Source organism: Caldicoprobacter faecalis (assembly GCF_900115765.1).
Lineage (GTDB): Bacteria > Bacillota > Clostridia > Caldicoprobacterales > Caldicoprobacteraceae > Caldicoprobacter > Caldicoprobacter oshimai.
Genome location: NZ_FOXR01000006.1, coordinates 34,921 through 53,901, shown reverse-complemented (window position 1 = coordinate 53,901; position 18,981 = coordinate 34,921). Strand labels below are relative to the sequence as shown.

Annotated in this window: 23 protein-coding genes; all 23 read right to left on the bottom strand. The window is 44.9% G+C overall.

From position 1 onward, the window contains the following. Positions 1-23: 23 nt before the first annotated feature. Positions 24-581 carry an elongation factor P gene (efp, locus tag BM241_RS04045; RefSeq protein ID WP_025746489.1) on the bottom strand — a complete coding sequence of 186 codons (558 nt, stop codon included), beginning with the start codon at positions 579-581 and terminating at the stop codon, positions 24-26. Then, positions 541-1,002 carry an aminopeptidase P family N-terminal domain-containing protein gene (locus BM241_RS04040; protein WP_092282076.1) on the bottom strand — a complete coding sequence of 154 codons (462 nt, stop codon included), beginning with the start codon at positions 1,000-1,002 and terminating at the stop codon, positions 541-543. The genes efp and BM241_RS04040 overlap by 41 nt, the downstream gene beginning before the upstream one ends. Then, positions 999-1,463, bottom strand: coding sequence for a type II 3-dehydroquinate dehydratase (aroQ, locus tag BM241_RS04035; protein ID WP_025746487.1), 465 nt, complete (start codon positions 1,461-1,463; stop codon positions 999-1,001). The genes BM241_RS04040 and aroQ overlap by 4 nt, the downstream gene beginning before the upstream one ends. A 47-nt stretch (positions 1,464-1,510) precedes the next feature. Next, the gene (locus BM241_RS04030; RefSeq protein WP_092282075.1) at positions 1,511-2,401 is read right to left on the bottom strand and encodes a TIM barrel protein; all 891 of its coding nucleotides are present in this window, start codon (positions 2,399-2,401) and stop codon (positions 1,511-1,513) included. After that, the gene (locus BM241_RS04025) at positions 2,385-2,933 is read right to left on the bottom strand and encodes a shikimate kinase (protein WP_177206084.1); all 549 of its coding nucleotides are present in this window, start codon (positions 2,931-2,933) and stop codon (positions 2,385-2,387) included. The genes BM241_RS04030 and BM241_RS04025 overlap by 17 nt, the downstream gene beginning before the upstream one ends. After that, on the bottom strand, positions 2,905-3,240 hold the full coding sequence (locus BM241_RS04020; RefSeq protein WP_092282073.1) for a late competence development ComFB family protein: 336 nt from the start codon (positions 3,238-3,240) through the stop codon (positions 2,905-2,907). The genes BM241_RS04025 and BM241_RS04020 overlap by 29 nt, the downstream gene beginning before the upstream one ends. 113 nt (positions 3,241-3,353) lie before the next feature. After that, complete coding sequence (locus BM241_RS04015; RefSeq protein ID WP_025746483.1) at positions 3,354-3,965, bottom strand: hypothetical protein; 612 nt, start codon at positions 3,963-3,965, stop codon at positions 3,354-3,356. A 30-nt stretch (positions 3,966-3,995) separates the two neighbouring features. After that, positions 3,996-4,526, bottom strand: a complete 531-nt coding sequence (locus tag BM241_RS04010) for a PilN domain-containing protein (protein WP_025746482.1) — start codon at positions 4,524-4,526, stop codon at positions 3,996-3,998. A 4-nt stretch (positions 4,527-4,530) separates the two neighbouring features. Further along, positions 4,531-5,472, bottom strand: a complete 942-nt coding sequence (gene pilM, locus BM241_RS04005) for a type IV pilus biogenesis protein PilM (protein ID WP_025746481.1) — start codon at positions 5,470-5,472, stop codon at positions 4,531-4,533. A 65-nt stretch (positions 5,473-5,537) separates the two neighbouring features. Beyond that, positions 5,538-6,812 (bottom strand): pilus assembly PilX N-terminal domain-containing protein, encoded by a 1,275-nt coding sequence (locus BM241_RS04000; protein WP_092282072.1) that lies wholly within the window; start codon positions 6,810-6,812, stop codon positions 5,538-5,540. 13 nt (positions 6,813-6,825) lie between these two features. After that, complete coding sequence (locus tag BM241_RS03995; protein WP_025746479.1) at positions 6,826-7,281, bottom strand: PilW family protein; 456 nt, start codon at positions 7,279-7,281, stop codon at positions 6,826-6,828. A gap of 48 nt (positions 7,282-7,329) precedes the next feature. Continuing rightward, positions 7,330-8,106, bottom strand: coding sequence for a type IV pilus modification PilV family protein (locus BM241_RS03990; RefSeq protein ID WP_025746478.1), 777 nt, complete (start codon positions 8,104-8,106; stop codon positions 7,330-7,332). Next, complete coding sequence (locus BM241_RS03985; RefSeq protein WP_025746477.1) at positions 8,103-8,564, bottom strand: type II secretion system protein; 462 nt, start codon at positions 8,562-8,564, stop codon at positions 8,103-8,105. The genes BM241_RS03990 and BM241_RS03985 overlap by 4 nt, the downstream gene beginning before the upstream one ends. A 6-nt stretch (positions 8,565-8,570) precedes the next feature. Further along, positions 8,571-9,329 carry a prepilin peptidase gene (locus BM241_RS03980; protein ID WP_092282071.1) on the bottom strand — a complete coding sequence of 253 codons (759 nt, stop codon included), beginning with the start codon at positions 9,327-9,329 and terminating at the stop codon, positions 8,571-8,573. Between the two features lie 144 nt (positions 9,330-9,473). Next, positions 9,474-9,815, bottom strand: a complete 342-nt coding sequence (locus tag BM241_RS03975) for a type II secretion system protein (protein ID WP_025746475.1) — start codon at positions 9,813-9,815, stop codon at positions 9,474-9,476. A gap of 32 nt (positions 9,816-9,847) precedes the next feature. After that, positions 9,848-10,966 (bottom strand): type II secretion system F family protein, encoded by a 1,119-nt coding sequence (locus BM241_RS03970; protein WP_051456282.1) that lies wholly within the window; start codon positions 10,964-10,966, stop codon positions 9,848-9,850. Positions 10,967-11,103: 137 nt separating this feature from the next. Beyond that, positions 11,104-12,159 carry a type IV pilus twitching motility protein PilT gene (locus BM241_RS03965; protein WP_092282070.1) on the bottom strand — a complete coding sequence of 352 codons (1,056 nt, stop codon included), beginning with the start codon at positions 12,157-12,159 and terminating at the stop codon, positions 11,104-11,106. Positions 12,160-12,232: 73 nt separating this feature from the next. Further along, a complete protein-coding gene (gspE, locus tag BM241_RS03960) occupies positions 12,233-13,927 on the bottom strand; it encodes a type II secretion system ATPase GspE (protein WP_092282069.1) in 1,695 nt (564 codons plus the stop codon). Between the two features lie 98 nt (positions 13,928-14,025). Continuing rightward, the gene (gene aroE / locus BM241_RS03955; protein WP_092282068.1) at positions 14,026-14,883 is read right to left on the bottom strand and encodes a shikimate dehydrogenase; all 858 of its coding nucleotides are present in this window, start codon (positions 14,881-14,883) and stop codon (positions 14,026-14,028) included. Further along, positions 14,880-15,371 carry a YqeG family HAD IIIA-type phosphatase gene (locus BM241_RS03950; protein ID WP_025746470.1) on the bottom strand — a complete coding sequence of 164 codons (492 nt, stop codon included), beginning with the start codon at positions 15,369-15,371 and terminating at the stop codon, positions 14,880-14,882. The genes aroE and BM241_RS03950 overlap by 4 nt, the downstream gene beginning before the upstream one ends. 89 nt (positions 15,372-15,460) lie before the next feature. Continuing rightward, positions 15,461-16,180, bottom strand: a complete 720-nt coding sequence (sigK, locus tag BM241_RS03945) for an RNA polymerase sporulation sigma factor SigK (protein ID WP_025746469.1) — start codon at positions 16,178-16,180, stop codon at positions 15,461-15,463. 148 nt (positions 16,181-16,328) lie between these two features. Then, positions 16,329-17,567, bottom strand: a complete 1,239-nt coding sequence (locus tag BM241_RS03940; protein ID WP_092282107.1) for a peptidase U32 family protein — start codon at positions 17,565-17,567, stop codon at positions 16,329-16,331. A gap of 192 nt (positions 17,568-17,759) precedes the next feature. Beyond that, positions 17,760-18,962 (bottom strand): endolytic transglycosylase MltG, encoded by a 1,203-nt coding sequence (gene mltG / locus BM241_RS03935; protein ID WP_092282067.1) that lies wholly within the window; start codon positions 18,960-18,962, stop codon positions 17,760-17,762. Between the last annotated feature and the right edge of the window lie 19 nt (positions 18,963-18,981).

Here is an 18,981-nt window from a genome sequence, read left to right as displayed (position 1 = left end):
GATTTCACTTTATACTATTCCCCTTAAACCCTTTCTATATACTCGTCGTTTCTGGTATCGATCCTGATCACGTCCCCAGTATTGACAAACAGCGGAACCTGAATGACAGCCCCTGTTTCCAAAGTCGCCGGTTTGCTACCACCTGTCACCGTATCTCCCCTTACGCCCGGCTCGGTATCGATAACTTTAAGCTCCACAAAGTTGGGCGGCTCCACCGTAAAAGGCACTCCTTTATAAAACTTGATGGTGACGATCATGTTTTCCTTTATATACTTCATGGCGTCTTCCACTTGATCCCTGTTTAAAGGTATCTGTTCATAGGTTTCGGTATCCATAAAATAGTACAGGTTGCCATCGTTGTACAGATACTGCATCTCTTTGGTCTCTATATGAGCTCTGGGCACTCTCTCGGTAGGGTTAAATGTGCGCTCAAGTACGTTACCTGTCACTATGTTCTTAATTTTGGTACGCACAAATGCAGCGCCCTTTCCAGGCTTTACGTGCTGAAAATCGACAATTGTATATACCTGCCCGTCCAATTCAATGGTTACGCCTTTTCTGAAATCGCCTGCTGCAATCATCTCCATAATCACCACTTCCCTTCCTAAGAATAGTTTTTTCGATAAAATCATCACCCGGTATGAGCTCCACACCATTTAACGACTCTTTTAGCAATCTGTATTCTTCTTTATTAATATGCTTTTCTTCAAACCATATGCTATGGACTCCTAATTTGCTGCACAATTCGGAAAGAAAACTGACGGCTTCGTCCCAGGATGCACTGAGAACCTTAAAGCCCGAACAATCTGTCGTACACTGCTGGTTATCGTCAGAATCGATAACGATAAGGTAGCGCACCAGCGAATGCACGAAAAGCACAGCACCATTTCCCCTAAAGCCGGAATAGTATTCCACATCTTCAGGGTTGGTGATCAGGGCTGCATTGATACCTCCATCATGGTTCTCCATTTGGTCCAGCAATCTGCTCACCGGTATCTTCATGTGTTATCATCTCCATCAGTTTGTCCAACCTGTTTAAAATATTTACCAAAATAATCCAAAGCCAACAGGTATCCTTCCACACCCAAACCGCTGATCTGGCCTATGCACACCGGGGCTATCACCGATCGTGAGCGAAATTCTTCCCTGGCATATACGTTGGATATATGTACCTCTATGACCGGCAGCTTCACAGCAGCCACCGCATCGCGTATGGCATAGCTGTAATGGGTATACGCACCTGCGTTGAGAATGGCGCCATCATACCTGCCTCTGGCATTGTGAAGAGCATCTATGATGTCCCCTTCGCTGTTGGATTGGACGTGATCCACCTGTATCCCCAGGTCCTTGCCATGATCCTTTAACATGCTTACCAGATGATCCAGGCTGGTACTCCCATACACTGAAGGCTCACGCTGGCCCAGAAGATTTAAATTGGGCCCATTTATCACTAACACCCTCATCTTGTGCGCACCCCTGCCCAAACCAAAAATTCCACTCCAATATATTATCACAAAATGCCAGCATTGAATAGATGGATTTTTTGGTCGGCAATCTTTTTAAGCTGTGCAGCGTCTTCCGCCATGGTTCCCCTGGACTCACATATTATTATGGGCTTCAAATCAAGTGACACCAGCACTTCGGCCAGCGGCTCAAATTCGGGTCCATATTCCGTATCCTTCAAGGTCCAATGCCTTTTCTCCCCGCCATTTGAATACTCTATCCTGCTGAAGTGGCAATGGAAGTATCTGGCCCTGTCCTCCCCCAAAACCTCTCTTGCCCTGTTTATGATATTCAGGTAATCCTCTCGCGACCTGATGCTTCCGCGCCCCATGGCATTTATATGGCCAAAATCCAGCGTAGGTATGAGCGACTCATGGAGCAAACACATCTCAAGCACCTCATCAACCGTTCCCAGCTGGTTTACCTTACCCATGGTCTCGGGACAAAGATGTATCCCCTCTTCGATAAACTCTCTGGCTTCGTCGATAATCTCCTTCAGAAAATCAATCGCTATGTCAAGCGCTGTCCTCCTGTCCATCTTTGAGCATGAACCTGGGTGAAAGACCACACGCTTTGCGCCCATCCAGCGCGCCACTCTAAGCGAATCCATCATGTGCCGCTTAGTTCTAGCCCTTTTATCCTTATCCTTCGCCACCAGATTTATGTAGTAAGGCGCATGGACGCTCAGCGCTATATTCCATTTTCGGGCCTCTTGTCCGATAGCCCTGGCAGTGTCCTCACCAATGTTCACCCCGTGGGTACAGGTATATTCGTAGGCGGTAAGGCCCATGTCGTGAAGCCATTTGGGCATGTCCACGCTGGATTTGTACCCCTGCTCATAGAATGAATCAGAATTCCCAGCCGGCCCAAATCTTATAACATCATTCAGTATGGTCATCCCCTCCCTCTGGTTTTATTATGGCGATGATGTCGTCCACCACCTCCTGTGGTGATTTCCCGTCCACAGGCAAAACAAAATGGGCTTTATAATAGACGGGACGGCGCATTTCAAGTAGGCTTTTCATTTTCTCCCGTGGATTATCAGAAAAAAGCATTGGTCGGTCTTTCGCAGCTTTAAGCCTTTCCCACAGGGTATTTTCACTCGCATCCAGCGCAATTACACATCCCTTTTCCTTCAAAAACGAAAAATTGGCGGGATCCATCACCGCCCCGCCACCGGTTGCAAGCACCATGCCAGAGCGAGTAAGAATTCGCCGGATGGCCTGCTTTTCCAGCTGGCGAAAGTGCTGTTCCCCATACTTTAAGAATATCTCGGGTATTGAAAGCCCTACTTCTTGCTCGATTACCTGATCAGTATCAACAAAGCGGTATCCGATACGCTGCGCCAGCAGCTTCCCTACCGTGGTCTTGCCGGTGCCCATAAAGCCAATTAATATGATGTTATTGCACTTGCTCACTCTTGCTTTCATTTTTCTCGACAAGCACCTCATCGTCATGCCGCGGGTTTTTCTTTACCACCTCAATGGCCTTGACAATGGCAATGATGACATCGGCCTCAAACTGCTGCTGAAGCTCAAGCATCTTGGAATATACCTCTCCTTTGCGGGTAACCACATATTTGTTGGGAAGCTGATTTAGTGCATAAGCAGCGATGTCCATGCGACAACGCTGGCATCTGCAGCAGTCTGTGCTGGCGATGATACTATCCAGGTGTTTAAACACCACGTCTTCCATATAATTTTTGGGCCTTGTCAGCTCATTTGAATTCTCCGCCATACCGCTCCAATCCCCTCAAAAACAGTTTGCTGCCACAATTATACCACACATTCATCTGAATTGGCCATATAGAAATCGGAGCCATATGTCCTTGCCATTTCTTCAAAGTAGAGTTATTGCCCGGGCAATTGAAATGGATTGGGCCTACCGTATAAACCATCCATAAAGGGATAGTTCAGCTCTTGTCCAGCCGGCATAGGCTTGAAATAGAACTTGATGGACATATTAACGGTGACAGTACTGCCTCCATCCAGTGCCTGTACCGTCAAAGCCTGAATATGGTTTTTATAAGGAGATTGTTCAAGCTGCCTCAATATATACTTAAAATCGCTGTAACTGGCACTCAAAGTCACGCTGACGGGCATCACTGAAAAATCGGTATGCTGCTCCAGATCCCCAAACTCTATGTGTTCCCTGATCGAGCGGGTCGAAAAAATCCGATACAGATGCACCACCAGACCGGCTTGGTCGTCGGGCGATCGCAAGCTCTCCAGCGTTTCTGATACCCGCTTTGAAAGCTCTTCATGCTCATGCTTAAGGCTTGCCAGCTGCTCCTGCTTTGACTTGCTCAGCACAGGTATGTCCTGGACCGCCTCTATCTCGGCCGACATGGCTTCTATATCCCTTACCAGCGGTTGGTAGAAATATACGTAATACACTGCCACAACCAATACCACAATGAATATCGCAATGAACACCTTTTCCCGTTTCGTAAGCTGTATCAATTTTCGATCACCCTTCTGCCGTATTTACCGTCACTTGTGGTCCAAAGGATTGAATTTACAGTTCATGAGAAATAGCTGTCCGCCTTCATCACCATCAATCCTCTTGAGGCTGACGGTTGAAAACAGACCGGTTTTTTTAAGGTTTACTATAAATCGAGCAATTTCGACATCGTCGGTTGCGATACCTTCCAGCACCACAGCATCTCCATCATATGAAAGGCTGCGCAAAGCCGCACCCTGCGGTATTGCCTGTTCAAGAAGTGTGAAGACCTCACTCCACTGCCGCCCGGCTATCAAGGGATTGATACCGCTGGCTTTTTCTTTTAGCTCCTCCATGCGTTTAGAAAGTTCGGTATATTCCTTTTCAATTGCTTCATACTCGCCGTTCATCTGCGAAAAATTCGATGCCATAAGAGCCAGCTCATGCTTTTCTCTCAAGGGTACGACGATGCCAAAGTATGAGAATAAAGCGGCAACCGCGGCTGCAACAAATATGAACAATGTAATTCTAATGGTTTTCCTGGGGCGATAGAAATCCTTGAGCAAATTTATATCGTTCATGCTCTCAGCCCTCTCTTATGGCGGTACCTATGGATTTAAAATAAATGCCCACCGGAAAATCTTGGCCGTTATCATACTCTATCTTGAGCATCTGAGGAGTTACCCTCCTTACATCCGTACCGGTCTGGAATGATAGATATTGACACAGATCCTTTATAAGGCTGCCACCTCCCACAACCCACACCTTCTCAATACGCGAAGTATAGTTTCTGCTGTAATAATAATCGAGTACTTGATTTAAAGCTGCCGCAACTGCATCAAAATTTTCCGCTTCCCAGCTTTTATCCACCGTCCTGGTGACAAAAGGCGCTCCGCCCTCAAATACGGATATGGTCAGTGTACTGTACCCGTAATCCATGATACACACTCCACGGCTCGATGATATATTATCTATCTCATTCAAAAGCTTTGTTGCCTTCAAATAGGCATTTATATTGATATCGACGTATTCGGGCTTTAATCCAGCCTTTTTAAGAATTCGCACATACCTTGCCACCAGATCCAAAGGAGCCGCCACGCCCAACACTCGCAGCACCGTCCTGCCCTCGTTTCCATCCCTTTTCAGTATCCTGTAGGCGATGGCATATTTATCGGGATCTATTGAAAAGTACTCAGCCATCTCATACTTTATATTTTCCTTTATCTCTTCATCCTTCATCTCCGGAAGCCCTATATCTCTGAAAATGATAGACGAATCCGACAGGCACAGGCTCACTTTTTTGGTACTAAACCCATATTGCTTATAGCAATCCTTGATGGCCTGTGCAAGATAAGACTCACTCTCCCTGTTTCCAGCCAACTCGTCATCTATATCCGAAACTTCAATGCAGCCCCATTTTAAAAGCTTTATATGTTCACTGGAATTTTCATTTTGCATAACTTGTACCATTTTGATAAATCTGGAACCGATATCTACGCCCAAGATGCTGTTGTTTTGTTTTAGCATTGTAAATTCCCTCGTTTTCTAAATTTTTAGCTTGCCATACCTATATGAGAAAACATACTATTTCACTATTTTTCTGTATAAGATACTATTGAAAACACCTCTTCTCCCAAAATTATATCTTCATAATCCATTATAGGAAGAGGGTGTTTTTCGTCATAAACTTTACGGAATATTACAGTACCACTGTTCATTTCTATTGTTGAGGCTACTAAACTTCCTTCTATGTGACAGTTGCCATTTAGCTTGAAATTAGCGTTAGGAGCATATATAGCTCCATAAAATTCGGCTTTTATTTGATTTTTACCATTTCCTTGGTCATCACCAAATTCTGAATTTCTTCCACCATAAATCAAAATTAACTTTTTAGGATCTCCTCCCTCAATATTTTTTTTGTCAAGCTCCTTAATGTTTATTAGACCGTCAAGTTTAAGATTTTTGCCTACATAAAACAGCAATCTTCCTTCTCCCTTTAGCTCAATTTTGGCGCTTCCACCGCTTAATATAAGCTCATCCGTGTAAATAACTGTATCGCCATTCAGCTGGATAACCAGCTTTTTGTTTCCATTAATTTCTATTTTAGAATACTTTTTCCCTCCATCTATAATCCCATCTTTATTCTTAATCTCAGGTTCATCAGCATACTCCAGGTCTGAAGGAAATTCAATCTGTGGTAAATTAAGTCCACAATTGTTTTTTTGAGCCCCCTCAATTTTAGAATTACCGCTAGTAGTGATTTTACCTTGATTTATACCCACATCACCTTGCACACTGGCATTTCCCTTCAGGATAATATCTCCATTTGCAAACAAGGCATGATCAAACAAAGCAGCCAAACTCCCAGAACTTTGAGGAACATATTTTATCCTTACCGTACTTTCCAGTGTCCTGCTTATTCTCCCCACGCTTCCAGTAACGCTTACCTTAAATTCCCATGAATCTTCTCCTCTTGTAACAGTCTCTATAATCACTAGAGCTTTGGCAGGTTTGTTATTAACCATTCCAAAATCTAATGCATATCTTTTCGAAGAAAGTTTTTGCTCAAAATCACTAAAAAATTGAGCAGAACTATTATAAACTTTAGCTTCATATAAATCTTCCATCTGCAACTTCATGTACTCCAGTTGATGGCGCAGTGCACCCTCTGCTATATAATAGGCTGCCTGATAGTCATGCTCAGCCTGATCCATATAAAAATTCGAGGCGGTGACCGATAAAAGCGCTGTGCCCAGCGTAAAAGTCACCATCAAAGTCAATACCGCCACGATTAATGCCGAACCGTCAGAATTTACCATACAACAAAATCTTTTAAATAGTTCATTTTTGGAATTTCCAAATCCCATATTAACCTCTCCTTTATCGCCTCAGGAGAACCTCAAAGGTAATAGCAAAGTAATCTCCTCTTTCTTGATTCCCTCCTGCTATGGTCACTTCGACTTTTTTGCCATCCTTTTTAAAGGTAAACTCCTCAATCCCTTCAGCCAAAGGACTAAAAGGCGACTTCGATGACCCACAGTCCAAATTTACCCGCAACGTTTTATCTTTAAGATTGAAACACTCATCTTTAACCCTCAGGGTTTCTAAACCGTCTCTCTTCTCTATGGATACCTCGCCTTCCGATGCCGTCAAAAGCTTCCTTTGAATGTATGAAGCAGCTGACCTCACGTTTTGCTGTACCTCTACCCTGCTAACTTCCAGCGTATACCCCTTTACGCTCATTAGATATATCGAATACCCTACCCCTATAACCACTGTCAATATGGCAAGTGCTGCTAATAGCTCAACGAGGGAATAACCCTTGTCACCATGCATCTATTTTAGGTCCCCTCTCCATTTAGGAATAAAAAACATACAGGCCAATCAATTTTTCAGTTGAAGTATGCTCTCAAAAACAGCCTTGGGCCGTGCATCGTCCTGAGTATCGAAAACCTTAACCTGAGCCCGGACGGTAGAATAGTCCCTGTAAGAATAATTTGTATACCGTTTCACGATCACCCCTGTACCTTCTACGTTAATGAGTGATGAATTATTATTTGTGTCGTAAACCCTTGCCTCCACATCTCGTCCGGCAGAAGAAATGTCAATGAGTATACCCTTATCAAGAGAATATTCTACACCATTTATCATAACAACCACTTTTTCTGTATCACCAGGCAGCCATCCTGTAACCGCTTTTTTATCTGGACTATCTGGAGAAATTATCTCATATCTATTTCCAAATATTGAAATCTCTAAAAATATGTCATCGGTCCAACCCTCTATCAAGAAGACATCCGCATTGTCAGGAGGGGCAGCGTACAGAATGCCATCCCTTCCCTCTTCATTTTTAACCACTACGTCAAATACATGGCAATCGTCAGGCAAGTATGGCCTGCATGTAACCTCTACATACTTCTCCATAAACTTTTGTCTTATACCCTTTCTCCCCTCATTGTACGCTGAAAGCGCATCCATCCCTTGCAGCATCTCCATTTTTCTCTGCGCAATGAATGTCGCTTCCAGCGTCGCCTCAGCTTCACGGTTGTGTTTAAATGAAAAGCCGAAAACGGTGAGCAACATTTCTGCCACGAGCGCTATTATGGCTGTGGCTACCAGGATTTCTACAAAAGTCAGGCCTTTCGTGGTATTCAGTTTCAATAGATCCTCACCCTTCCCGTGCCCACCATTACGGTAATCTCCTTTTTCTTGCCGCTGCTGTTAGTTAGGATAATTGTACCGGTTGTAAAAGGAGTGCCCGCCGGATTATATACGAGCTTTCTTAAGTAAGAATCGTCATATGATTTATCAAAACCTATAACAGATAGCGTGATATGAGGGTCTATATATTCCCTTTTAAATGCTCCCTTTGTAGGATCTGACGGCCTTATTATATAGTATTTTTCCCTGATGTATATTTCAAAACAATAATCTCTTTTATTCGTCAAAGCCAGCTGCTGGGTCAAACGGATATCCTGCGCTATACGGTGGGCCGTAGCTTCAAGGACAGCGTCGTCAACGGCTGGCCTAGGATTTATCAAAGCAATCCCGAGCAAAATTCCAATTATAGCCAGCGTTATCACAAGTTCGATAAGGGTTAAACCACGACAATCCTCCATGTTTTATCACCAGAAGTTATTTATATACCAACTAATGACACCATCCCCCCACAGCATAGACACCACAGTAGCCATAACTATAAAAGGACCATACGGAATGTAATCTCCCCTTTTCTTAACTTTAAAAGCCAGCAACAATAGGCTTATAAGGCCACCGATATATATAGAAATAACAAATGAAAGGAGAACAAGGCGCCAACCCAGACACCATCCTATAGACGCCATAAGCTTTATATCCCCTCCGCCCATTCCTTCTTTATGAAATAACAAGGGGGAAATGACGGCGATAAGGAGGAGAGGCCCCCCACCGGCCACAAGCCCGTACAAACCATCTATAAAGCCTGCCCCGCCGTCCAGCAACTTAAATCCTAAGCCTGTACCTATCAGGCTTAACACCAAACCATTAGGAATAACCTGGTACTCCAGGTCAATAAAAGCCACAACTATGAGGATACAGACGATTACAACATAATACGCTGCGGTGGGGGTTATGTCGTACACCTCATATACCAGCCAGATAAGCAAGGCTGTCAGCAGCTCAACCACAGGATAGCGCCAGGATATGGGCTGGCTGCAGTACCTGCACCTGCCCTTTAAAAATACAAAGCTTAAAACCGGTACAAGGTCTAAAGGCTTAAGCCGAATCCCGCAGTGGGGACACCGGGAACCCGGCAAGGCTATTGATTCGCCGCGCGGTATTCTGTATATGCACACATTGAGGAAGCTGCCTACCAAAAGGCCAAGTGTTATGATCAGTAAATCCATTTTGTTTCCTCATTTTAGTCTAATATATCTTCATCTAAATTAATTGAGATTTATTACCATTCAAACAACACAACCTTTTTAATATTTGAATTCTGCTTCAATTTATTACAAGAATACCGTAATGTTTCATTATTAAGTATCACTTTACTGGGTTTCAACAACAAGCCTATTACCTTCTTTTTTAACAGTTACAGTTATAGTTTTAAATTCAGGAATTTCATCTAAATATTCGGGTACTAATAAATCTGTCAAATCTTCTAAATTATAGCTATTCTTAAGTGTTGCATTTGGATTATCTATTACGTACATATCAAGAGCTTTTTGAAGTAGCTTAACGTTTGCCATGTCTACATTCTTTTCAGCCTCATCAATCCTATTCACCACATTCGGCACCACAAGCAATGCCAGAACGCCCAGTATGCCTATCACCACAACCAACTCAATAAGGGTAAAGCCTTTCTTGTTTTTCCTAAACTTCTTAAACATATTTCTCCTCTCCTTTCATTATTTAAGTTTATTTAACCCAAAATATTGGTCATCTCAAACATGGGCAAGGCTATGGACAGCACTATGAATGCAACCACGCCGCCCAGCAACACTATAAGCATTGGTTCAAGTAGAGTGGTCAACCTGACTAAGCTGGCCTCCAGCTCGCCCTCGTAAAACTCTGCCGTCTTGAGAAGCATTTCATCCAGCGTTCCCGACTCCTCACCAATTTTCAGCATCTGTATCAGCATGGGAGGAAACAGTTTGAGCTGTTCAAGAGGTGTTGATATGCCTCCTCCCATTCTGGCCATGTCCTGCACCTGCTGCAGCCCTTTCTGCGCTACCTCGTTTCCCACAACTTTCTTGACTATGTCCAACGCCTGGACAAGCGGGATCCCAGTCCTGAGCAGTATACCCAGCGTTGCAGAAAACCGACTTGAAATCATATAGGTTATCACAGTACCCATTACAGGCATTTTTAGCAAAAATTCATGCCACTTGAGGCGTCCCTTGCCTCTTGAAAGAACTATATAAAGGATAAAAACCATTAATACGATGCACAGCAATACAATCATGCCGTATCTGGTCGCAAAGTTGCTCAGCGACAGAAGCATACGCGTCGGCAGAGGAAGTACCATATCTCCACGGTTAAAAATGCTTATAAAAGTGGGAACAACAACGGTGAGCAGGAAATATACCACCGCTACCGCTACTATGAGCACTATGACAGGATATGTCATTGCATTTTTTACCTTTTGCCTTAGCTTGTAATCCTTCTCATAGTGCTGTGCCAGGTTGTTTAAAACCACATCCAGCGTTCCGCTGGTTTCGCCGGCTTCAATCATGCTTATAAACAGCGATGGGAAGTACTGGCTTCGACGTGCAAGCGCCTCGGTAAGCGTCCTGCCGGTGCGCACCTCGGCATACATCTCGGTAAATAGCCTGCGCAAAACCCTGTTGGATAGCTGTTTCGAGAGTATGTCCAGGCACCTCACTATAGGGATCCCAGCCTCAAGCATGGTAGAAAACTGCTTGCACAGCACGGCAATATCCTTTGAGGCTATTTTCGTTCTGAGGCTCAAGTCCTTTATATCCTTGACTTGAAGCACCTTTTCTATCTTAATCGGATAGTAATCCCTTTCCCTAAGCAAGCGGTAGACATCCCTTCTGGTAGAAGCCTCAAGCGTCCCGCTGGCTGTAGCCCCTTGCATGTTTTTGGCTATGTATTTATACCTGGCAATACTATATCACCCCTTCCTCATAGGAACCCTTAGTTACAGCAACAGCATTAACCGTTTATCAAAGCTTTCATGTGCTCCATATCCACTGAATAAACCAGCGCATCCTCCCTTGATATAACCCCTTTGCTGTACAGCTCCAGCAGTGCCTGATCCATAGTTTTCATGCCCAGCCTGGCACCCGTCTGAATGACGTTGGTTATCTGATAGGTTTTGCCTTCGCGAATCAGATTGCGTATGGCGGGCGTGACCACCATAACTTCCACAGCTGCTACCCTACCCGAGCCATCTTTCTGCGGAATAAGCTGCTGGCTGATAACCCCTTCCAGCACCGTCGACAGCTGAAACCTGACCTGCTGTTGCTGATGCGGCGGAAAGACGTCAATGATCCTGTCTATGGTCTTGGCCGCTCCGATGGTGTGCAGTGTGGACAGCACCAGATGACCAGTCTCGGCAGCTGTAAGGGCTATAGAAATAGTCTCCAAATCCCTCATCTCGCCTATCAAGATAACATCTGGGTCTTGGCGCAGCGCCGCTCTCAACCCTGCAGCAAAGCTCTTGGTGTCGCTGCCCACCTCCCTCTGATTGACTATGCTTTTTTGGTGTCGATGCAGATACTCTATGGGCTCCTCCAGAGTAATGATATGGACAGCCCTTTCCATGTTTATCTTGTTAACTATCGCTGCCAAAGTAGTGGATTTGCCGCTGCCTGTAGGTCCGGTTACCAATACCAGCCCACTTTTCTTGTATGCAAACTCCTGTACCACCGGCGGCAATCCCAGTTCCTCAAAGCTGGGAATCCTTGAGTTGACCAACCTTATGGCCAGGCTGCAACTGCCCCTCTGTTTATACGCGTTTACGCGAAACCTGTGCACTCCTGCTATGGAAAGCGAAAAATCTATCTCGCCCTTTTCCTGAAAAACCTCCCACTGCTCATCATTCAAAAGCGCTCTTGCAAACTGCTGGGTTTGATCGGAAGTTAAAGGCTCATCAGCTATCCTCATAAGGCTTCCGTTCAGTCGCACGGCAGGAGGCATGCCGACGGATATGTGCACATCGGAGCACTTGAGTTCAACTGCTTTCCTGAGTATGTCGTATATATCCATAAGTCCACGTACCCCTTCCGTGGCGTTTCTAGAAACCAATGGCACAGATGATGCGATGCCAAAAACCATTGCGTCAGCCATCCTGGCTATAAGATACGCGTATGACCTCATCAACCGTCGTCAGGCCTTTAAGCATCAGCTTTATGCACTCATCCTTCAAAGTGCTCATTCCCATTTTTATGGACAGATCCCTGATTTCGTCAATTGAGGCCTTTTGTGTTATCAGCTGGCGATGTGCTTTTGACACCACGAGAATCTCATGAACGGGTATCCGTCCTTTGTACCCAGTATAGTTGCAAGCACTGCACCCTTCCCCTTTGTACAGCGTCACCCCAGACAAGCTATTAAGCCCCAATGCAGCCAGCTGATGGGGTTCAATCTCATGGGGAACCCTACAGTTATTACAGACCTTTCTCAAAAGCCTCTGGGATATAACCCCCACAAGAGAAGCGGATATAAGATAGGGCTCTATGCCCATGTCCATTAACCTAGAAATTGCACTGACGGCGTCATTGGTATGCAGCGTGCTCAGCACCAGATGCCCGGTAATGGCCGAACGGATGGCAATCTCGGCGGTTTCACTGTCGCGAATCTCTCCAACCATGATTATATCAGGGTCCTGGCGAACTATAGAGCGAAGGCCTGTGGCAAAGGTCAAACCCGCTTTTGGGTTAACCTGAATCTGGTTTATCCCCTCCATACGGTATTCCACCGGGTCCTCTATAGTTATGATGTTTACCGATTCATCGTTAAGCTCATTTAGCATGGCATAAAGGGTGGTTGACTTACCGCTGCCGGTTGGGCCGGTAACAAGTATGATGCCGTGTGGATTTTTGAGCAGCTGGTCAAACTTCTCCAGATTCTCCTCTGTAAATCCTAACTTTTCCCTAGGAAGAAGGAAATTGGTTTGATCCAAAATCCTCAAAACTACCTTTTCGCCGTGAATAGTAGGCATGGTGGAGATCCGCACATCTATGTCCCTTTCGGAGATGCGCATATCCACACGTCCGTCCTGGGGAAGCCTTCTTTCGGCGATATCCATATTGCCCATGATCTTTATGCGTGTAACCAAAGCCGGGTGGACATATTTGGGTATGGTGAGTATCTTCTGCAGCATCCCGTCAATTCGAAATCTGATCCGCGTCTCGTTATCCAGCGGTTCGACGTGGATATCGCTGGCCTCCATGTTGACTGCCTGCTGGATAATGGAATTTACTAGCCTTACCACCGGAGCATTACTGACATCGTCATCCAGCGGGCTGTTTTGCACTTCCTGAGCAAGCTGCTCCAGCTTTACCTCCTTTGTGTAATCCTGAACAGCTCGCTCGGCATACTCCATGCTGTATAGCCTGTGCACGGCATTCTTGATGGCTTCGCCAAATGAAATGACCGGCACCACATCCATCCTGGATACGCGCTTTACATCATCAATGGCCGCAAAATCCAGCGGATCCTCCATGGCTATGTACAGCTTTCCATCTTCCAGCTTTATAGGAATAAGGGAATGCCTTTTTGCAAGAATGAAGGGGACATATTCGGTAAGCTTTGGGTCCAACGCTACTTTGTTCAAATCGACAAATGGAATGCCCAGCTGTTCCTGTAAAACTTCGGCCATCTTGGCCTCTGAAATCAAATTTTGAGAGATGAGTATTTCACCCAGCTTTTTACCGGTGGACTTTTGCATAGCAAGCGCATTTTTTAGCTGCTCCTGCGTTATTATGCCTTTTTCAATCAACAACTCGCCCAGCCTTTTTCTGTAAACCCCCATAAACCGTTCCACCTAAATATTAATAGTAAATGAGTCTCAAAATATAGTAAATCTTTCCTATATATTTGTACTTAAATTATATACCGCAAATTGTCATTTTACAACAATAATTTATTTTTATCGTTTCTCAAAATGCTGATGGCATCTTCATAATCCATCTTCACACCGGTCCAAATCTCGATTGCCTTTATCGCCTGGCCCACCAGCATATCAAGGCCGTTTATCGCGATGCACCCGGCCTGCCTGGCCTTTCTCAAAAAAGCGGTTTCAACAGGGTTGTAGATGATGTCCACAACGGTCATGCTGGGTAAAAAATCATAATCTTCTATGGGCATGACGTGGGTGTGAGGCCACATGCCCAACGGCGTGGTGTTGACCACCAGGTCGGGTTGTACATCCCTTATATTTTCTTTAGCAAGATAATTCAAACAAACGCCTGGGAAAAATCGCTCCAGGTGCTTGATAAGCTCAAAAGCCCTTTCCCTAGTCCGATTGTGAATATAAAGCTTCCTTACGCCTTCTTTGAGCAGATATACGCATATTGCCCTTGCCGAGCCACCTGCCCCCAGCACCAGTACAACTTTATCCTTAAGCACTATCCCACGGCGCTTGAGGGAATCCACAAATCCCATCCCGTCGGTATTGTAGCCTATAAGCTTTCCATTTTCTACTTTCACAGTGTTTACCGCTCCGATAATTGCAGCCTCAGTATCCAGCGAATCCAAAAACCAGATGATTTTTTCTTTGTACGGTATGGTCACATTAAACCCTCTAAACGACAGCGTCTTAAGCGCCTCTACCGCCCCGGCAATATCATCAGGGGCAATATCGAATGCCAAGTACACATAATCAAGTCCATATTTTTCGTACAGGGCATTGTGCAGTTTGGGCGACAGCGAATGCTCTACCGGATGGCCGATGAGCCCCACCAGCTTTGTGCGCGGAGATATGTTCATGGCTTCCTCCTCTTGATAATAGTTTTTTCTAAAAACCTCATGACTCTGGTTCCTATAAACTCCTTCTTTGATATGGGCTCAACCAGAATGGTATAGAGGTTGAGCCTGTTGCCTCCAAAGATATCGGTAAAAATCTGGTCCCCTATCACTGCGGTGTTGCGTTGATTGCCATTTAACTGCGTCAAAGCACTTTTAAAGGCTCGGGAGAAAGGCTTCCATCTCTTAAAAGCAGCAAGCATTCCCAATCTTGAGGCAAAATAACGTACCCTTTTGGGGCTACTGTTGGATACAATGCAAAATTTAAAACCCATCTCATGGCCGGCCTTGACCCACTGATAAACCTCAGGAATGATCTGGTCTTCGCCCCATGGAGCCAAGGTATTATCCAGATCTATAATTATATTGCAAATACCTCGCTCCATTAACTCCTCCAGCCTTACATTGCAAACACACTCTACCATCTGATCAGGTTTAAGCCTTCTAAACATCCCAATCCCTTCTAGTATCATGGCACATATATCCGATAGCAAAACCGTACTTTATTATATGTAATATTTAACAAAAAATTAAAAGGCTGTCAACTTGAATGACAGCCCCCAACGCCAAATTCCTTGCTCAGCTTTGATATGGCCCTTTTCTCAATTCTGGATACATACGACCTTGAAATACCAAGCATCTGAGCTACTTCCCTCTGCGTCCTGTGTTTACCGTTGAATAGGCCGTACCTCATTTCTAGAACCATTCTTTCTCTCTTTTTTAACACTGCGTTCATCTTTTTGTATAAATTTCTAATCTGCATTTTTAACTCAACCTCGTCTATCACAGCATCCGGATCAGTACCCAGGATATCCATAAGCGATATTTCGTTTCCTTCTTTGTCCATGCCTATAGGTTCCTGGAGAGACACCTCTCCCTTTGCCTTTTTATCTGCACGGATGGCCATAAGGATTTCATTCTCAATGCAACGGGCCGCATAGGTCGCAAGCCTGGTCTTCTTGCTTGAATCGAAAGTGGATATGGCTTTTATAAGGCCAATGGTTCCTATTGAGATTAGGTCATCCACATCTTTGCCAAAATTGCTGTATTTCTTTACAATATGCGCTACCAATCTGAGATTGTGTTCTATGAGAATATTTCTGGCCTCTTCATCTCCCTCTTCCATCACTTTTTTAATGTAGTATTCTTCTTCCTCAGGGCTTAATGGCCTGGGGAAAGAACCGCCACCCGATATGTGGGATACAAGCAGATAGGCATAACGTAACAGATAAAGTAGACTCCCAATGAGGGATAACACCATATAACACCCCCTGAAATGCAGTTACACCGTCCAGAAAAAACAGGTCACCTTATATAATATGTAACTGCACCGGGGAATGTGCTTGTTTCTTTTTACCACCCAGCAATTTTTTATTGTTTCGCCTGCATTTATACAGGATGACAGCACTTTACGCCTCTTTATGTTCCCTTTTTCTCCTCAACATGGAATATCTCTCAAGTCGATACGGCATGGGGATATACACCTTTTGCTGAGGGTGCGGAGCGCTATCTATAAGCTGCCCGTCAATATCGAATATTTGATCAATGGTATAATTTAACAAATCTCCGTGGGGGCGGAGTATTTCAGCCTTATCCCCCTTCTTGAAGGGGTTACGCTGTTCAACCAGGGCCATGCTCCTCTGTTCATCATAATCCAGCACCAGCCCTATAAAGTCGTATTCCCTGATGTACTGGCTGCTTGAATACTCTTGCGCATCGGATTGGGGGTTGCCAAAATAAAACCCCGTAGTAAATGGACGATGGCTGGCCTTTTTCACCTCTTCAAGAACCCGCGGATCAAAGCGATAACCTTCCGGGTCTCTCTTGTATTCATCCAGTTCTTGGCGATAAGCCTTTACAGTAACGGCGACATAATAGCTGCTCTTCATCCTGCCCTCAATCTTAAAGCCATCAACCCCTATATCTATCAGTTCTCGGATATGTCCCAGCATGCACAGGTCCTTAGAGTTGAGTATATACGTTCCTCTTTCATCTTCCATAACCGGCAGATACTCCCCCGGCCTTTTCTCCTCCACAAGGTAATACTTCCAACGGCACGGGTGGGCACACGCTCCCCTGTTGGAATCCCTCCCGGCAAGGTAGTTGCTGAGCAGACACCTGCCGGAGTAGGAGATGCACATGGCACCGTGAACGAATACCTCCAGCTCAAGGGTATCGGGAGTTTTGTCCCTTATCTCCTTTATTTCATCCAAACTGAGCTCCCTTGCCATTATTATTCTTTTTACCCCCTGCCTATGCCAGAAAACGGCGCTCCGCCAGTTGGTAGTATTTGCCTGCGTGCTCAGGTGTATCTCCATGTCGGGCGCTACGTCCTTTACTATGGACAAGATCCCCGGATCCGAGACTATAACCGCATCCACCCCAACATCTGCAAGGAAGCGAATATAATCATCAACTCCGTTTAAATCTTCGTTGTGGGCAAATATGTTCAATGTGACATATACCCTGCGACCATATCTATGGGCGTATTCCACGCCTTCCCTTATTTCATCCCATTCAAAATTGTCAGCAAATGCTCTCAGGCTGAACCTTTTACCGCCTATATACACGGCATCGGCACCATACGCCACCGCAATCTTTAACCTTTCCAGGTCACCAGCCGGTGCCAAAAGCTCGGGTATCTTCATCTTGGCTCCCATCCTTTCGTGAAATGACAAATTCTTATGCACAATCTCAATCGGCTCCTGCTCTACAGAAAACAAAAATCCCATCTTGATGCACAGCTTCTCAAACAAGAGCACATACGAATTGGACTTTCCATAAATTAATACCCCAAATTAACAGAGCCCACTCATTAGAGTGAGCTCCAGATGCTCGCGCTATTCCTGATTTTGATTCTGGCTTTCCTTCCACAGCCTTTCGTACTTCTGTTTAGCTTTAGCATGCTCCTCCGCGGTGTAATTAAACTCATGCCGGTTATCTCCGGCGTACACAAAGAAAAGTACAGGCTTTTCGGGATTCATAAACTCTTTCTCTGGATAAAGCACCGCTTCTACAGCCAGCTGCCCTGGCGAGGCGATTGGCCCCACAGGCAACCCCTTGTGCTTGTACGTATTATATGGCGAGTCTATTGATATCTCCTCATTGGTCAGGAAAGGTTTCCTTTCAGAACTCCCCAGAGCATACTGCACTGTCGCGCAGGACTGAAGGGGCATATCGATATTCAACCTGTTGTGAAACACCGCAGAGACCTTATAGAATTCATCCTTCACGGCAGCCTCTTCCTGTACTATAGAAGCCAGAGTGATGACCTGATCCAGAGTCATCCCCAATTCCTCTATCTTTGTAAGAAGAGGGACGTTCTGAAATTCCGCAAAATACACTTTCCTTTCAAAGGTCGACAGCATTTTTCTTATGATATCGTCGGGGGTAGAGTCAACATAGACTATATAGGTGTCGGGAAACAAGTAACCCTCCAGAGGATATTCCCCGCTTCTTCTGGCTTCGGGTATCTCATACAAGAAGGTATAGTCTTCTGCAAACTTATCAAACTGCTTAGCGGCATCAATGAACTGCTCAGCTGTAAATTTAAATACCTTTTGGCCATCCTTTTCAAAATTCTGCAGATAATTTGCTATATCGCGTATGCTGAAACCTTCAGGAATGGTAATCCTGACTGTATCCACCGCCGCCTCGCCGGTTATCAACTCATCCAAAATTTGCTGCGGGGTCATGCTCCTGGAAAGCATGTACCGTCCTGCTTTGAGCTTTGAGGCTTTATCAGTAAGCTCAACAAAAAATCTAAAAACTCCAGCATTGCGAATCAGGCCTTTCTCATAGAGTATTTCAGCAATACCCCGGACAGAAGTCCCCATCGGTATCTCTACTGTTATAGCGGTTTTATCGTTGGCATCCACCGGTTCAAACAACAATATCTGAACTTGACGTACTGCCCACAAAACAGTACCCAGCACTATTCCCAGGCTGATGAAATATATTAACAGCCTTCTTAGTAAATATTTTACAAAAGGATGTATTTCCTTTTTATTCTTCTGTTTCCCAGCAACCGTAATTTGAGACATTTTCCAACCTCCACCTGTA

Coding starts and splice junctions, on each gene's coding strand:
- efp (WP_025746489.1), bottom strand. CDS start 581: ATGATTGCAGCAGGCGATTTCAGAAAAGGCGTAACCATTGAATTGGAC.
- BM241_RS04040 (WP_092282076.1), bottom strand. CDS start 1,002: ATGAAGATACCGGTGAGCAGATTGCTGGACCAAATGGAGAACCATGAT.
- aroQ (WP_025746487.1), bottom strand. CDS start 1,463: ATGAGGGTGTTAGTGATAAATGGGCCCAATTTAAATCTTCTGGGCCAG.
- BM241_RS04030 (WP_092282075.1), bottom strand. CDS start 2,401: ATGACCATACTGAATGATGTTATAAGATTTGGGCCGGCTGGGAATTCT.
- BM241_RS04025 (WP_177206084.1), bottom strand. CDS start 2,933: ATGAAAGCAAGAGTGAGCAAGTGCAATAACATCATATTAATTGGCTTT.
- BM241_RS04020 (WP_092282073.1), bottom strand. CDS start 3,240: ATGGCGGAGAATTCAAATGAGCTGACAAGGCCCAAAAATTATATGGAA.
- BM241_RS04010 (WP_025746482.1), bottom strand. CDS start 4,526: ATGAACGATATAAATTTGCTCAAGGATTTCTATCGCCCCAGGAAAACC.
- pilM (WP_025746481.1), bottom strand. CDS start 5,472: ATGCTAAAACAAAACAACAGCATCTTGGGCGTAGATATCGGTTCCAGA.
- BM241_RS04000 (WP_092282072.1), bottom strand. CDS start 6,812: ATGGGATTTGGAAATTCCAAAAATGAACTATTTAAAAGATTTTGTTGT.
- BM241_RS03995 (WP_025746479.1), bottom strand. CDS start 7,281: ATGCATGGTGACAAGGGTTATTCCCTCGTTGAGCTATTAGCAGCACTT.
- BM241_RS03985 (WP_025746477.1), bottom strand. CDS start 8,564: ATGGAGGATTGTCGTGGTTTAACCCTTATCGAACTTGTGATAACGCTG.
- BM241_RS03980 (WP_092282071.1), bottom strand. CDS start 9,329: ATGGATTTACTGATCATAACACTTGGCCTTTTGGTAGGCAGCTTCCTC.
- BM241_RS03975 (WP_025746475.1), bottom strand. CDS start 9,815: ATGTTTAAGAAGTTTAGGAAAAACAAGAAAGGCTTTACCCTTATTGAG.
- BM241_RS03965 (WP_092282070.1), bottom strand. CDS start 12,159: ATGGATATATACGACATACTCAGGAAAGCAGTTGAACTCAAGTGCTCC.
- gspE (WP_092282069.1), bottom strand. CDS start 13,927: ATGGGGGTTTACAGAAAAAGGCTGGGCGAGTTGTTGATTGAAAAAGGC.
- aroE (WP_092282068.1), bottom strand. CDS start 14,883: ATGAACATATCTCCGCGCACAAAGCTGGTGGGGCTCATCGGCCATCCG.
- BM241_RS03950 (WP_025746470.1), bottom strand. CDS start 15,371: ATGTTTAGAAGGCTTAAACCTGATCAGATGGTAGAGTGTGTTTGCAAT.
- sigK (WP_025746469.1), bottom strand. CDS start 16,180: ATGGTGTTATCCCTCATTGGGAGTCTACTTTATCTGTTACGTTATGCC.
- BM241_RS03940 (WP_092282107.1), bottom strand. CDS start 17,567: ATGAAGATACCCGAGCTTTTGGCACCGGCTGGTGACCTGGAAAGGTTA.
- mltG (WP_092282067.1), bottom strand. CDS start 18,962: ATGTCTCAAATTACGGTTGCTGGGAAACAGAAGAATAAAAAGGAAATA.